This window comes from Caballeronia sp. GAFFF1 (assembly GCF_023630705.1).
Lineage (GTDB): Bacteria > Pseudomonadota > Gammaproteobacteria > Burkholderiales > Burkholderiaceae > Caballeronia.
The window spans coordinates 161,469-175,503 of sequence record NZ_JALQEM010000005.1 but is presented as its reverse complement, the minus strand read 5'-3'; the positions used below and the strand labels follow the sequence as shown (position 1 = coordinate 175,503).

13 protein-coding genes and 1 tRNA gene are annotated in these 14,035 nt (G+C 63.8%); 6 read left to right on the top strand and 8 right to left on the bottom strand.

The features are described from left to right. Positions 1–22 precede the first annotated feature (22 nt). Together NCR37_RS03115 and NCR37_RS03110 are read right to left on the bottom strand one after the other, a co-directional pair. Positions 23–439, bottom strand: coding sequence for a DNA polymerase III subunit chi (locus NCR37_RS03115; protein ID WP_250471507.1), 417 nt, complete (start codon positions 437–439; stop codon positions 23–25). Between the two features lie 7 nt (positions 440–446). Continuing rightward, complete coding sequence (locus tag NCR37_RS03110; protein WP_250471505.1) at positions 447–1,988, bottom strand: leucyl aminopeptidase; 1,542 nt, start codon at positions 1,986–1,988, stop codon at positions 447–449. 160 nt (positions 1,989–2,148) lie between these two features. On the opposite strand from NCR37_RS03110, the gene lptF reads away from it, so the two are divergent. From lptF to NCR37_RS03095, 3 genes are read left to right on the top strand one after another with little or no spacing between them, the layout of a single operon-like run. Next, positions 2,149–3,246, top strand: coding sequence for an LPS export ABC transporter permease LptF (gene lptF, locus NCR37_RS03105; protein WP_250471504.1), 1,098 nt, complete (start codon positions 2,149–2,151; stop codon positions 3,244–3,246). Positions 3,247–3,250: 4 nt separating this feature from the next. Beyond that, positions 3,251–4,399 (top strand): LPS export ABC transporter permease LptG, encoded by a 1,149-nt coding sequence (lptG, locus tag NCR37_RS03100; RefSeq protein ID WP_250471502.1) that lies wholly within the window; start codon positions 3,251–3,253, stop codon positions 4,397–4,399. Positions 4,400–4,424: 25 nt separating this feature from the next. Continuing rightward, on the top strand, positions 4,425–4,796 hold the full coding sequence (locus tag NCR37_RS03095) for a sirohydrochlorin chelatase (protein ID WP_250471499.1): 372 nt from the start codon (positions 4,425–4,427) through the stop codon (positions 4,794–4,796). Between the two features lie 60 nt (positions 4,797–4,856). Here NCR37_RS03095 and cobA read toward each other — a convergent pair whose 3' ends face one another. From cobA to NCR37_RS03065, 6 genes are all read right to left on the bottom strand, one after another. After that, a complete protein-coding gene (gene cobA / locus NCR37_RS03090; protein ID WP_250471498.1) occupies positions 4,857–5,615 on the bottom strand; it encodes a uroporphyrinogen-III C-methyltransferase in 759 nt (252 codons plus the stop codon). Between the two features lie 24 nt (positions 5,616–5,639). After that, positions 5,640–6,953, bottom strand: a complete 1,314-nt coding sequence (locus NCR37_RS03085) for a sulfate adenylyltransferase subunit 1 (protein WP_284506766.1) — start codon at positions 6,951–6,953, stop codon at positions 5,640–5,642. A 28-nt stretch (positions 6,954–6,981) separates the two neighbouring features. After that, positions 6,982–7,944, bottom strand: coding sequence for a sulfate adenylyltransferase subunit CysD (cysD, locus tag NCR37_RS03080; protein WP_250471496.1), 963 nt, complete (start codon positions 7,942–7,944; stop codon positions 6,982–6,984). Positions 7,945–8,024: 80 nt separating this feature from the next. Then, the gene (locus NCR37_RS03075) at positions 8,025–8,756 is read right to left on the bottom strand and encodes a phosphoadenylyl-sulfate reductase (protein ID WP_250471495.1); all 732 of its coding nucleotides are present in this window, start codon (positions 8,754–8,756) and stop codon (positions 8,025–8,027) included. Positions 8,757–8,759: 3 nt separating this feature from the next. Beyond that, positions 8,760–9,299 (bottom strand): DUF934 domain-containing protein, encoded by a 540-nt coding sequence (locus NCR37_RS03070; protein WP_250471493.1) that lies wholly within the window; start codon positions 9,297–9,299, stop codon positions 8,760–8,762. Positions 9,300–9,309: 10 nt separating this feature from the next. Next, complete coding sequence (locus tag NCR37_RS03065; RefSeq protein ID WP_250471491.1) at positions 9,310–10,986, bottom strand: nitrite/sulfite reductase; 1,677 nt, start codon at positions 10,984–10,986, stop codon at positions 9,310–9,312. A gap of 217 nt (positions 10,987–11,203) precedes the next feature. On the opposite strand from NCR37_RS03065, the gene NCR37_RS03060 reads away from it, so the two are divergent. The 3 genes from NCR37_RS03060 (at position 11,204) to NCR37_RS03050 (ending at position 13,522) form a co-directional block, all read left to right on the top strand. Continuing rightward, the gene (locus NCR37_RS03060; RefSeq protein ID WP_250471489.1) at positions 11,204–12,145 is read left to right on the top strand and encodes a CysB family HTH-type transcriptional regulator; all 942 of its coding nucleotides are present in this window, start codon (positions 11,204–11,206) and stop codon (positions 12,143–12,145) included. A gap of 61 nt (positions 12,146–12,206) precedes the next feature. Beyond that, complete coding sequence (locus NCR37_RS03055) at positions 12,207–13,376, top strand: ABC transporter substrate-binding protein (protein ID WP_250471488.1); 1,170 nt, start codon at positions 12,207–12,209, stop codon at positions 13,374–13,376. A gap of 61 nt (positions 13,377–13,437) precedes the next feature. Continuing rightward, positions 13,438–13,522: transfer RNA gene (locus tag NCR37_RS03050), tRNA-Leu, on the top strand. Positions 13,523–14,035: the final 513 nt, after the last annotated feature.

Sequence of the window (14,035 nt, the reverse complement as noted above, 5' to 3'; positions counted from 1 at the left end):
CGCGGGCATGCGCACTGTTCGCTCAACCGCCTTGCTTGTGCGTTTCGATGGCGTAGCCGCGGTCGCGATAGAAGCGGAAGCGCTCGCGCCCTGCCGCAAGCTCGTCGGCGTCGTCGCCGATGATTTCCACCAGACGCTCGAAGCGCGCGAACTGCGCGGGCACCGGCGCGCCCAGATTCACGAGCACCTGATGATGCGGCACGTCGTCGAGGTCGGGGGCGAGCACGACCGGCGTTTCCTGCGCGAGCGCGCTCTTCGCCATGCAGTGCGGCACGAACTCGAGCGGCGCGAAGGTCCACAACTGTTCGTCGAACGCGGCGAGGCGCTGCGGCTCCGCGAGCACGACGAGCGAGCGCCCGCTCGCATACGCCTTGCGCGCGAGGCGGCAGGCATAGGCGAGCGGATCGCCGACGTTCGTGTGAAAGTCGATGCGCGTCATGGCGCGATCACTGCCCCGCGCGGTCGATCAGGAACTGCGAGAGCAGCGGCACCGGACGTCCTGTCGCGCCCTTCGCCGCCCCGCTCTTCCACGCGGTTCCCGCGATATCCAGATGCGCCCACGGATAGTTCTGCGCGAAGCGCGACAGGAAGCACGCCGCCGTCACGCTGCCCGCCGGACGCCCGCCGATGTTCGCGACATCCGCGAAATTCGACTTGAGCTGATCCTGATACTCCTCGTCGAGCGGCAGACGCCACGCCGGATCGACTGCCTCGCGCGATGCGTCGAGCAGTTCGCCCGCGAGCGCGTCGTCTTTGGAGAACAGGCCCGTGTTGTGATGGCCGAGCGCGATGATGCACGCGCCCGTCAAAGTGGCGATGTCGACCACCGCGGCGGGCTTGAAGCGTTCGGCGTAGGTGAGCGCATCGCACAGAATGAGGCGGCCTTCGGCGTCCGTGTTCAGCACTTCGATGGTCGTGCCGTTCATTGCGGTGACGATATCGCCCGGTTTCAGCGCGTTGCCCGCAGGCATGTTCTCGCACGTCGGCACAATGCCGATCACGTTCAGCTTCAGACCCATTTCCGCGACCGCGCGCAGGGTGCCGAAGACCGAGCCCGCGCCGCACATGTCGTACTTCATCTCGTCCATCGCCTCGCCGGGCTTGATCGAGATGCCGCCCGAATCGAACGTGATGCCCTTGCCCACGAGCACGATGGGAGCGTTCTTGTTCTTGCCCTTGCCGGATTCGCTTAGACCCGCGCCCGCGCCCTGATACTGCATGACGATGAACTGCGGCGGCTGCACCGAACCCTTCGCCACGGAAAGAAACGAGCCCATGTTGAGCGCTTCGATCTGCTTGAGGCCGAGCACGTCTACTTTCAGCTTCCAGTCGCGGCCGAGCTGCTTCGCGGTCTGGCCGAGATAGGTCGGCGTGCAGACATTCGGCGGCAGATTGCCGAGATCGCGCGTCAGGTCCATGCCGTTCGCAATCGCGACGCTCTGCTTGATCGCGGTGCGGCCGGCTTTTTCTTCCGCGGGGTCGATGCTGAAGACGATCTTCTTCAGCGAGCGCGCGCCGTTTTCGGGCTTGCTCTTCATCTGCGTGAACTTGTAGGTAAGCTCGCGCAGCGCGAGGATGGCGGCGCGCACCGCCCAGTCGCCGCTGCGCTCCTGGATGGGCAGTTGCGCGAGCGTGAACGTGACTTGCGCGATCTTCGTGCCGAGAATGACGCGCCACGCCGCGCGCACGGCTTCGCCATACGCTTTCTGACTGAACGCGTCCTGCTTGCCGAGGCCGACGAGCAGCACGCGCGCCGCGCCGATGCCCGTGACTTCGGGCACCAGCAGCGTGGTGCCCGCGCGGCCGCTCATGTCGCCCGCCTTCACGATGCGCGAAATCAAGCCCTTCGTCGCGAGATCCAAGGCGAGGGCCGCGCCCGAGAGCGTCTGCGCTTCGAAGACGCCCAGCACCACGACATCGGCCTTTCCGGTCAGGAAACCATTTGACTCGCCTTTGCTCCAATCACAGGCTTTTATGCTAAAGTCCATCGCGCTTATCCTCGGTAAAATCCAGGCTGAAGGATGAAAGCCGCAATTATCCGCTATTTTTACCGCGGCGGTCACAGGCTCGCGGCGCCGGGGAACGAAGCTGCATTTCCCGGGTCAGTCAACGCGTAGCCGCATCGCCGCCGGCCTCAAGCAGAAATCAATGATCTTCGAACGCTCCCTGCAGCGCGAACTCGCGTATACGGCCGGCGCCGTATTCATGGTGCTGCTCACGATCATGCTCACGACGATGATGATCCGCATCGTCGGCTTCGCGGCGCAAGGTCAGGTCGACCCGCGCGATGTCGTCGTGCTGATCGGCCTCACCGTCATCGGCTATCTCGCCGTCATGTTGATCGTGACGCTCTTCGTCTCGATTCTTTTCGTGCTCACGCGCTGGTATCGCGATTCGGAGATGGTCGTATGGCTCGCCTCGGGCGTGAGCCAGACGCAGCTCATCAAGCCGATCGCCGTGTTCTCCACGCCGATCATCATTCTCATCATCTTCTTCGCGTTCATCGGCTGGCCGTGGTCGAACCAGCAAAGCAAGCTCATCAAGGCGCGTTTCCAGCAGCGCGACGAAGTGTCACTGCTCGCGCCCGGCCAGTTTCGCGAATCGCCGTCGAGCCACCGCGTGTTCTTCATCGAGAAGATGTCGCCGGATCAGGGGCACGTGGAAAACGTGTTCGTCACGAGCACGGAAGGCGGCAAGGTCAACGTGATCGTGTCGAAGAACGGCCACACGGAAACGCGCGCGGACGGCGACCGCTTCATCGTGCTGGAAGACGGGCGGCGCTACGACGGCACGCCCGGCCAGCCGAACTTCCGCATCATGGAATTCGCGCGATATGGCGTGAAGATCATGAGCCATCAGGTGGTCAATACGCCCACCACGACCGGCATCTCCACGCCCGATCTGCTCGCCAATCCGACCAGGGAAAACCTCGCGGAATTTGCCTGGCGCATGGGCCTGCCGCTCATCGCCATCAACCTGATGCTGCTTGCCATTCCGCTGTCTTATCAGAACCCGCGCCGCAGCCGGACCATCAATCTCGTAATGGCGGTGCTGATCTATCTCACGTATTCGAACCTGCTGAACGTGGTGCAGTCGTGGATCGAACAGGGCAAGCTCTCGTTCGGCGTCGGCATTGTCGGACTGCATGTGCTGGTGCTCGCCCTCGTCGCGTTCATCTTCTGGCTGCGCGTGCGCAACCGGCCGCTCTTCACGCGAGCGAGCTTCACGCGCTCGAAGGGAGCCTGAGCCCATGCGCATCTACGAACGATATTTCGCGCGCCAGATTTATCTCGCGTTCATCTTCATTCTGTTTGCGTTCTCGGGCCTGTTCTTCTTCTTCGACCTGATCAACGAACTGAACACGGTCGGGCACGGCAACTACAAGTTCACGCTCGCGGTGTTGCGCGTGGCCTTGCAGACGCCCTCGCGCTTCTACGAAATCATTCCGGTCGCCGCGCTCATTTCCGCCATTTATGTGTTCGCGCAGATGGCGGCGGCCTCCGAGTTCACCATCTTTCGCGTGTCGGGGCTTTCGACCGGCGCGGCGCTGCGCTCGCTCCTCAAGATCGGCGTGCCGCTCGTGCTCGTGACGTACATCATCGGCGAAGTGGTCGGGCCTTATGCCGATCAGTTGTCCGAGCGCGTGCGCCTGGAGGCGCTGGGCTCGTCGGTGTCGTCGAATTTCGAGTCGGGCGTGTGGGTGAAGGACACGCTCTCCGCGAAGGAAAACGGCGAACAGGTCACGCGCTTCGTCAATGTCGGCACGCTGAACCCGGATACGACAGTGGCGAACGTGCGCATCTACGAATTCGATTCGAAGTTCCGGCTTTCGAGCGTACGCATTGCGCAAAGCGGTGTTTACGAGCCGCCGGGTCACTGGAAGCTGACGGGCGTGACCGAAACGCAGCTGGTCGATGCGCAACCGCAGACGGCGAACTCCGGCGATGCGCTCGATCCCGTGTATCGCGCGAAAGAGACGACGCTGCCGCAGTTCTCGCTGCGCTCGGAGCTGACGCCGCAGATTCTTTCGGTGCTGCTGGTGTCGCCGGATCGCATGTCGATGTTCAATCTCTTCCGCTATATCCAGCACTTGACGGAGAATCATCAGGACACGCAGCGGTATCAGATCGCGTTCTGGCGCAAGATTCTGTATCCGTTCGCCGTATTCGTGATGCTGGTGCTGTCGCTGCCGTTCGCGTATCTGCATACGCGGGCGGGCGTGGTGGGCGTGAAGGTGTTCGGCGGCATCATGATCGGCATGAGCTTCCAGCTGTTCAATACGCTGTTCTCGCATATCGGCACGCTGAACACATGGCCCGCGCCGATCACGGCGGCGGCGCCCGCGCTGGCTTACCTGGCAATCGGCTTGCTGGGTCTCAAATGGGTCGAGCGGCACTGACGGCCGCTTAGCGGAGGACAACGCGATGAGCAGGCACAGCATCATCCTCTTCGGACACGGCGCACGCGATCCGCGCTGGGCCGAGCCGTTCGAACGCCTCGCGGCGAAGCTGCGCGTATTGCGGGGCGATCCGGTGTCTCTCGCGTTTCTCGAATTAATGACGCCGGATTTGCCCGCAGCGGTCGCCGCGCAAGCTGCGGACGGCTGTGACGCGATCACCGTCGTTCCGGTGTTCTTCGGGCAAGGCGGACATGTGCGGCGGGATCTGCCCGAAGTCGTCGCGAAATGCCGCGCGGCGCATCCGGATGTGGTCATACACTGCGCAACGGCGGTGGGCGAGGACGATGCGGTGCTGGATGCGGTGGCCGCGTACTGCGTGCGGCAAACGGACGCTTAGCGCGCACAAACAAAAAGCGCATCGTCTCCGATGCGCTTTTGTCTTTCACGAAGCTGAGAATCAAGCCGCCGCCTGCATCCCTTTAAGATGCACCTTCGGCTTTCCCGCCGACGCCCTCTCCTTGAACGCCTCGCCGATCATCAGAAGACTAGGCTGCGACGGATCAAGCCACGCCTGCGCCTCGCCGAGCGCCATGCGCGCGAGCGTCAGCGTGAGCGTGCGTTCGCGCGGCGTGCTGCACGCCTCCACGATCGCCACCGGCGTCGAACCCGGCCGCCCCGCGTCGATCAACTGCTGCGCGATATCCGCCGCGCTGTCGCGGCCCATGTAGAAGACGAGCGAATCAGCCTTCGCCTGCTCGCGGATGCCCTCGCTGCCCGCGGCGCGACTGTGCGTCGCGAGCGCGACACTGCGCGATACACCGCGCAACGTGAGCGACCGCCGCAGCGTCGCCGCGCTCGCGAGCGCCGCCGTAATGCCCGGCACGACTTCGTACTCGATACCCGCCGCTTCCAGCGCGCGCATCTCCTCGTCAGCGCGGCCGAACAGCATCGGATCGCCGCCCTTCAGCCGCACGACGACGCCATGCTCGCGCGCCGCATCGACGATCTGCTTGTTGATGAAATGCTGGGCGGTCGACCGCTGTCCGCAGCGCTTGCCGACTGCGATCCGCTTCGCATTCGGCGCGAAGTCGAGCATGGCCGGCTCGATCAGCGCGTCGTGCAGCACGACATCCGCCTGTTCGAGCAAACGCATGCCGCGCACGGTGATGAGATCCGCCGCGCCCGGTCCCGCTCCGATCAGATAGACCTTACCCATGTGCATTTCGTCCGTCATCAAGCATCAAGCCGCGATTTCGCGAATCATACCGGCCGCGACCGTGTGATGCGTCGCCTCGTCGATCAGCACGAACGCGCCGGTGCCCTGATGCGTATCGTACTCGTCCGCGACGATCGGCTTTTGCAGCGTGAGCGCCACGCGGCCGATGTCGTTCATCGCGAGCGTCGTGCGGTCCACCGAATGCGACAGCGTGTGCACGTCCAGCACCTCTTTCACCGCGCCGATGCGCGCGAAGACGGTGTTGGTCGTCTGCTTCAGCAGATACTTGCGCTGCGGCGAAAGCGGCTCTTCGTCGAACCAGCACAGGTCGGCTTCCAGCTTCTTGGCCGGAGTCACGGCAGCCGTCGCCGGGACGAACGTATCGCCGCGCGACACGTCCACGTCTTCGGTCAGGCGAATCGTGACCGTCTGGCCCGCGAACGCGCGATTCACCGACGCGACGCCGCCCGGCACCGGCGCGATGATTTCCGCGACCGTCGCCTGGCGATTCGCCGGCAGCACGTTGATCGCATCGCCCACGCGCACTTCGCCCGCTTCGACGCGGCCCATGTAGCCGCGGAAGTCGTCGGCCTGCGAGCCGTCCTGACGCGCGACCCACTGCACCGGGAAACGCAGCGCCTGCTCGTTCGGCTGCGCCACCGGCAGCGATTCGAGCAGATCGAGCAGCGGCTCGCCCGCGTACCACGGCATGCGTTCGCTCGCGCTCACGATGTTGTCGCCCTTTAGCGCCGAGACCGGCACGAAGCGCACATGCTCCAGACCGAGTTGACGCGCGAGCGCGACATACGCATCGCGAATCTCGTTGAAGCGCGTCTCGCTGTACTCGGCCAGATCCATCTTGTTGATCGCGACGATCACGTGCTGCAAGCCGAGCAGCTTCACGATGGCGCTGTGGCGCTTGGTCTGCGGCAGCAGTTGCGCTTCGCCGTTCTCGAACGTGACGCGCGTCGCGTCGACGAGAATGATCGCGGCGTGCGCCGTCGATGCGCCCGTCACCATGTTGCGCGTGTACTGCTCGTGGCCCGGCGTGTCAGCGATGATGAACTTGCGCTTGGCGGTCGCGAAGTAGCGATACGCGACGTCGATGGTGATGCCCTGCTCGCGCTCGGCTTCGAGACCGTCCGTGAGCAGTGACAGGTCGATTTCGTCGCCGACGGTGCGCTTGTTCTTCGCGCGCGAGATGGCCGACAACTGGTCGGACAGAACCGCCTTGCTGTCGTACAGCAGGCGGCCGATCAGCGTGCTCTTGCCGTCGTCGACGCTGCCCGCCGTGATGAAGCGCAACACGCCCAGGTCTTCCGCTTGATAAATGCTCATGATTCGTTGGTTCCTCGGAGCGTGATGCTTAGAAATAGCCTTGCTTCTTGCGCTGTTCCATCGCGGCTTCGGACGCTTGGTCGTCCATGCGCGTGGCGCCACGCTCGGTAATCTCGGTCACGGCCGTTTCCGCGATGATCTTCTCGACGTCGTCCGCGTCGCTCGCCACCGGGCAGGTGCAGCTGATATCGCCGACGGTACGGAAACGCACCTGCGCGATCTCCGGCGTCTCGCCTTCGCGCACGGGGGTCAGCGGCGTCACCGGCACGAGCAGGCCGTTGCGGCGCACGATCTCGCGGTCGTGCGCGTAGTAGATGGACGGCAGTTCCAGCTTCTCGCGCGCGATGTACTGCCACACGTCGAGCTCAGTCCAGTTCGAGATCGGGAACACGCGCAGATGCTCGCCTGCATGCAGGCGCGCGTTGTAGATGCTCCACAGTTCAGGGCGCTGCGCCTTCGGGTCCCACTGGCCGAATTCGTCGCGGAACGAGAAGATGCGCTCTTTCGCGCGCGCCTTCTCTTCGTCGCGGCGCGCGCCGCCGATCATCGCGGTGTAGCCGTATTGCTCGATGGTTTCGAGCAGCGTGACCGCTTGCGCGGCGTTGCGGGAATCCGTCTCGCGGCGCAGGCGCACGGTGCCCTTCTTGATCGAATCCTCGACGTGTCCGACGACCAGTTCCGCGCCGAATTCGGCCGCGCGACGGTCGCGGAAGTCGATCACTTCCTGGAAGTTGTGGCCCGTGTCGATATGCACGAGCGGGAACGGCAGCACCGTCTTGCGGTTGCCGCCGAGGCCGAACGCCTTCAGAGCAAGCGCCAGCACGACGACCGAATCCTTGCCGCCCGAGAACAGCAGCGCGGGCTTGCTGCACTCCGCGACGAGTTCGCGCAGGATGTGGATCGACTCGGCTTCGAGCCAGTCGAGGTGGTCCATCCGCGTCGCCTGATTGACGATCGGGGCCGTGACGTTGGGGTCGAGCGTGGTGCTCATGTTCGTCGATCCTTTTTTGTGCGGCGTGGTTCTCCAGGCCGCGTTCAGTAACAGGGTTCAGCCGGCGTCTGTGCGCCTTGTCAGATCGCGGAGCTTGGCGCTTCTTCGACGATCTTGATGCTGCTGATGTTGGTCATGTGCAGGCCGCATTCCTTCGTATCGCGCGATTCCCACCACCAGCGGCCCGCGCGGCTGTCCTCGCCGGGACGCACGGCGCGCGTGCACGGCTCGCAGCCGATGCTCGGATAGCCGCGCGCATGCAGCGGGTTCACCGGCACGTCGAACGCTTTCAGGTAGTCCCACACGTCCGCTTCGGTCCAGTCCGCGAGCGGATTGAACTTGGCGATGCCGCGCGGCGCGTCGTGCTCTTCTTCGTGCAGTTCGGCGCGCGTCACCGACTGCTCGCGCCGCTGACCCGTGACCCACGCGGAGACATCGGCGAGCGCGCGGTTGAGCGGCTCGACCTTGCGGATATGGCAGCAGTTCTTGCGCAGGTCGATGCTTTCGTAGAACGCATTCAGGCCGTGATCGCGCACGTATTCATCGACAGCGGCTTGCTGCGGATGAAGCTGCTCGATGTCGTACCCGTAGCGTTCCTTCACGCGGTCGATCATGCCGAGCGTTTCCGCGTGCAGGCGTCCCGTGTTCAGCGAGAAGATGCCGATGCCGACCTTGCGCGAAAGAATGGCGTGCGTGAGCACCATGTCTTCGGCGGCAAGGCTGCTGGCTAGCTTGACGCGCTCGTGGCGCGCTGCGATCGAATCGAGCAGCGCGTCGAGGCGTTCAACCTTGGCTTGCAGTTCTGGCGTCATGCCTCAGGCTCCGAGCGTGGCGAGCACCGCGGCGCGGCGGCGGAAGAGCGGTTCCGGGTTGTCGGTCGCGCCCTGATACAGCTCGCTGAATTCGTTGAACGCGTTGAGCGCGTCGTTGATGTCCTTGTCCGCGCGCACGGCGAAGGCGTCGAAGCCGCAGCGGTAGTGGAAGAACACCTGATCGCGCAGCACGTCGCCGATGGCGCGCAACTCGCCCGTCCAGTTGTAGCGCTCGCGCAACAGGCGGCCGATGGAAAAGCCGCGGCCATCGCGAAACACCGGGAAATCGACTGCGATCACCGCGATCTTGTCGAAATCCGGCGCGAGGTCGGCGGGTTCGTCGTCAGGCGCGAGCCACACGCCGAGCGATTCCTTCGCGCGGGATGCCAAGAGCGCGTCCTTCGCGTCCTTCCACAGCGCGAAGGGCACGATCACCTTGCCTGCGGGAAGCGCATCGACGGCCGGGAGCACGCCGTCTTCGCCCGCGCGCACGACGGTGAACTCGTCTTCGACGACCGCGCGGTTTTTGATAATCAACGTCATCTGCAGATCCTTAAGCGTGGGCTTGGCGCGATGCGTACACGCGCTCCTTGAACGGCGCGATGCCGATGCGGCCGAACGTCTCGATGAAGCGCTCGCCTTCCATACGGTTCTCGACGAAGGTGTCGATCACGCTCGAGACGACGTCCGGCATTTCATGCGCCGAGAACGACGGCCCGATGACCTTGCCGAGATGCGCGCCCGTCGCGCCCGAGCTCTGCTCGCCGCCGAGCGTCACCTGATACCACTCCGAGCCGTCCTTATCGACGCCCAGCACGCCGATGTTGCCGACGTGGTGATGGCCGCACGCGTTCATGCAGCCCGAAATGTTGATCGACAGGTCGCCCAGGTCGTAGACATAGTCGGCGTTGTCGAAGCGTTCCTGGATGGCTTGCGCGATCGGAATCGACTTCGCATTCGCGAGCGAGCAGAAATCGCCGCCCGGGCACGAGATGATGTCCGTCAGCAGGCCGATGTTCGCCGCCGCGAGACCGATCGCCCTCGCGCGCTCCCAGACGGCGTACAGATCGCGCTTCTTCACGTTCGCGAGAATCAGGTTCTGCTCGTGCGAGACGCGGACTTCGCCGAAGGAGAATTCGTCGGCCAGATTGGCGACTTCGTCCATCTGCTTGTCGGTCGCGTCGCCCGGCGCGACACCCGTCGGCTTCAGCGACAGCGTGACCGCCGCGTAGCCGGCAATCTTGTGCGGACGCACGTTGCGCTCGACCCAGCGCGCGAACGGCTTGCTTTCGATCAGATGCTTCTCGTACGAGGCGTCCGTGTCCGGCAGCTTTTCGTACACGGGCGGCGCGAAGAACTTCGACACGCGGTCCACTTCGCCCTGCGTGAGCGTCGAGGGACCATCTTTCAGATGCGCCCACTCTTCTTCGACCTGCTTCGCGAACTTCTCGGGCGACAGCGCCTTCACGAGGATCTTGATGCGTGCCTTGTACATGTTGTCGCGGCGGCCGTAGCGGTTATACACGCGCAGCACGGCTTCGCAGTACGTGAGCAGATGCTGCCACGGCAGGTCTTCCTTGATGACCGCGCCGATGATCGGCGTGCGGCCAAGCCCGCCGCCCGCGAGAATGCTCGCGACGACTTCACCCTCTGCGTTCTTCTTCAGATAGACGCCGAGATCGTGAATCTGCACGGCCGCGCGGTCTTCCGCGGAGCCGCACACCGCAATCTTGAACTTGCGCGGCAGCCACGCGAACTCCGGGTGGAACGTGGACCACTGGCGCATGATTTCGGCCCACGGACGCGGGTCGACGGTTTCGTCCGGCGCCACGCCCGCGAACTGGTCCGCCGTGATGTTGCGAATGCAGTTGCCCGACGTCTGGATCGCGTGCATTTGCACCGACGCGAGCTTGCGCAGGATTTCCGGCGTTTCTTCCAGCTCGATCCAGTTGAACTGGATGTTGGTGCGCGTGGAGAAGTGGCCGTAGCCGCGGTCGTGCTCCCGCGCGATGGTGGCGAGCATGCGCAACTGGTCGCTGCGAAGGTTGCCGTACGGAATCGCGATGCGGTGCATGTACGCGTGGCGCTGCATGTACAGGCCGTTTTGCAGCCGCAGCGGACGGAATTCTTCCTCGCTCAACTCGCCCGACAGACGCCGGCGAACCTGATCGGCGTACTGCGCGACTCGTTCGTCAACGATTCGCTGGTCGATCTGATCGTATTGGTACATTCGGGGGCCCCAAGTTTTTGTTTAGCCGCCGGCGCCCTAGGTTGCGCCGCGCGTCAGATATCCATTGATTCGCCGATGCGCGCGCCGTTCAGACGGAACACTCATTTGCTAATGACAAAAACAGCTATGGATATTGGAAAAATTGGACTGATAGTAATAAACCTGCTATATATTGCAAACGACTGAAAAATTACTTTGATATGCGCGTGGGTTATAAATGAATCTGCATCAGTTCCGCTTCGTGCGGGAGGCCGTGCGGCAGAACTTCAACCTGACCGAAGCCGCGAAGGCGCTGTATACCTCACAGCCGGGCGTGTCGAAGGCGATCATCGAGCTGGAAGACGAGCTGGGCGTCGAAATCTTCACGCGGCACGGCAAGCGCGTCCGGTCGCTGACCGAGCCGGGGCGCATCATTCTCGCGTCGGTCGAGAAAATCCTGCAGGAAGTGGAAAGCCTGAAGCGCGTCGGCAAAGACTACGCGGCGCAGGATCAGGGCAATCTCGTGATCGCGGCGACCCACACGCAGGCGCGCTACTCGCTGCCGGCCGCCATCGCGGAATTCAAGAAACGCTTTCCGAAAGTGCATCTGTCCATCCTGCAAGGCAGCCCGACGCAGGTTGCCGAGATGGTCATTCACGATCAGGCGGACATCGCCATCGCCACCGAAGCCGTCGCGAACTATAAGGAGCTGGTGTCGCTGCCCTGCTTCCAGTGGCAGCATCTGGCGGTCATGCTGCCCGAGCATCCACTCCTGGAACGCAAGCTTCTCACGCTCGACGATCTCGTGCAGTACCCGCTCATCACTTACGAAGCGGCGTTCGCCGGGCGCACGAAGATCAACCATGCGTTCCAGTTGCGCAATCTGACGCCGGATATCGTGCTGGAAGCCATCGACGCGGACGTCATCAAGACTTACGTCGAACTGGGGCTCGGCGTCGGGATCATGGCGGATATCGCGTTCAATCCGGAGCGCGACCGCCATCTGCGCGCGATGCCGGTCGGGCATTTATTCGGCACGAACGTCACGCGGCTCGCGCTCAAGCAAGGCGCCTATTTGCGCAGCTATGTGTATACGCTCGTCGAGCTGCTTTCGCCTTCGATGAACCGGAAGCTGATCGAGCAGGCGCTCTCCGGCGAGCACGAAAGCTACGAACTCTGACTCTGAAGGCGACGGCGCAATGCCGATCACAAAAACACGAACTTCCCTGGAGAGCTTTCCGATGACGTTGTCGAAATTCTTGCGCCGGCTCGCCGCCGGCGCCGCGCTGGCTGTGCTGTCCGTGTTGCCCGCCGCCGCTCACGCGCAGATCAAGGTGGGCGTGGACTTGTCGAGCACGGGGCCTGCCGCCGCCATCGGCATTACGAGCAAGAATGCGATGCTGATGTGGCCGAAGACCATCGCGGGACAGGACGCGCAGTACATCATTCTCGACGACGGCTCGGACCCCGGCGCGGCCGTGCGCAATATCCGCAAGCTGATCACCGAGGACAAGGTCGACGTGATCGTCGGCCCCAACATCACGCCGGCCGCACTCGCGGCGCTCGATCCGGTCGCCGAATACCAGACGCCGATGATTACGCTGATCGGCTCGGCGTCGGTGGTCGAACCGCAGGAAGGCAAGAAGGTCTGGGCGTTCAAGATGGCGCAGACCGACCGCGCGATGGCCGACGTGATGACGCGCTATATGGCCAATCACGGCGTGAAGACGGTCGGCTTCATCGGTTTCGCGGACAGCTACGGCGATAGCTGGCTGTCCGAGTTTACGAAGTTCGCGGATCTTCGCCATATCAGGATTGTCGGCACCGAACGCTTCAACCGCACGGACGCGAGCGTCACCGGTCAGATTCTGAAGCTGATGGCCGTCAAACCCGACGCCGTGCTGATCGCGGGCGCGGGCACGCCGACGGTGCTGCCGCAGCGCACGCTCGTCGAGCGCGGCTACAAGGGCGCGATCTACCAGACGCACGGCATCGCGACGCCGGAATTCATCAAGCTGGGCGGCAAGGACGTGGAAGGCACGCTCTTTCCGACGCAGCCGGTGGTCGTCGCGCGCACGCTGCCGGCCGATCATCCGTCGAAGAAGGCGGCGCTCGCGTTCGTCGATGCTTACGAGACCAAGTACGGCAAGGGCACGGTGACGCAGTTCGCCGGCGACGCGGCGGGCGTTTATCCGCGCTTGCAGGACGCGGCGACGCGCGCGCTGAAGGCTGGCAAGCCGGGAACGAAGGAATTCCGCGTGGCGCTGCGCTCGGAACTGGAGCACGCGCATGAACTGGTGGTGCCGAACGGCGTCGTCAATACGAGCGCCAGCGACCACGTCGGCCTCGATCAGCGCGCGAGCGTCATGGGCATCGTCCGCAACGGGGCGTTCACGTATCTGAGTCAGTAATTCGACAACCGGCGCTGCTTGCCGAGCGCGAGGTTTTGGGTCATAATCGCCGACTCAGCGTGCCCAGGTGGTGAAATTGGTAGACGCAGGGGACTCAAAATCCCCCGCCGCAAGGCGTGCCGGTTCGATTCCGGCCCTGGGCACCACGAATTTTCGAAGAAGCCGCTCATCGAGCGGCTTTTTTGCGTTTGGGCGGCGCGGTGTGAGTTTCTCGTGTTGCTTGCCGTTCGCTCGTGTGACGACGCGAGGACGGCGCGTCCGCTTTTGCCGCTTGTAACCGTCGTGGCATGGCGGACACTCGGCGCACGGCTGAGACCGTCGACCCTCACGTACTTCGCGTCACCAATCGCGTTGCGTTGCGCATTGCTTCGCGGTCCTGACGGACCTGAACGCACTCCATGCTCCGGCTCGCCGGTCCGGCACCCATCAACGGCGTTGCCGCGCCTATCGCCCCTATTAGCGGACGCTTTGCGCGCGAAGCCATCCGACAAAGCACAGGCGTACTCATCGTTCCGCCCGCTCCCGAACGAACGACAGAACGTGCGTTCGTCCTGAGATGCCGATCGCACGCACCCCGCGTTTTCCCTGACGCGATGATGACGCGAATGTGCGCAATCGCTTAGACGCGTTGCGGCCCGCGTCGCAAGAATGGGCTCTGC

Coding starts and splice junctions, on each gene's coding strand:
- NCR37_RS03055 (WP_250471488.1), top strand. CDS start 12,207: ATGACGTTGTCGAAATTCTTGCGCCGGCTCGCCGCCGGCGCCGCGCTG.
- lptF (WP_250471504.1), top strand. CDS start 2,149: ATGATCTTCGAACGCTCCCTGCAGCGCGAACTCGCGTATACGGCCGGC.
- NCR37_RS03095 (WP_250471499.1), top strand. CDS start 4,425: ATGAGCAGGCACAGCATCATCCTCTTCGGACACGGCGCACGCGATCCG.
- NCR37_RS03065 (WP_250471491.1), bottom strand. CDS start 10,986: ATGTACCAATACGATCAGATCGACCAGCGAATCGTTGACGAACGAGTC.
- NCR37_RS03070 (WP_250471493.1), bottom strand. CDS start 9,299: ATGACGTTGATTATCAAAAACCGCGCGGTCGTCGAAGACGAGTTCACC.
- NCR37_RS03075 (WP_250471495.1), bottom strand. CDS start 8,756: ATGACGCCAGAACTGCAAGCCAAGGTTGAACGCCTCGACGCGCTGCTC.
- NCR37_RS03060 (WP_250471489.1), top strand. CDS start 11,204: ATGAATCTGCATCAGTTCCGCTTCGTGCGGGAGGCCGTGCGGCAGAAC.
- NCR37_RS03085 (WP_284506766.1), bottom strand. CDS start 6,953: ATGAGCATTTATCAAGCGGAAGACCTGGGCGTGTTGCGCTTCATCACG.
- NCR37_RS03110 (WP_250471505.1), bottom strand. CDS start 1,988: ATGGACTTTAGCATAAAAGCCTGTGATTGGAGCAAAGGCGAGTCAAAT.
- cobA (WP_250471498.1), bottom strand. CDS start 5,615: ATGGGTAAGGTCTATCTGATCGGAGCGGGACCGGGCGCGGCGGATCTC.
- cysD (WP_250471496.1), bottom strand. CDS start 7,944: ATGAGCACCACGCTCGACCCCAACGTCACGGCCCCGATCGTCAATCAG.
- lptG (WP_250471502.1), top strand. CDS start 3,251: ATGCGCATCTACGAACGATATTTCGCGCGCCAGATTTATCTCGCGTTC.
- NCR37_RS03115 (WP_250471507.1), bottom strand. CDS start 439: ATGACGCGCATCGACTTTCACACGAACGTCGGCGATCCGCTCGCCTAT.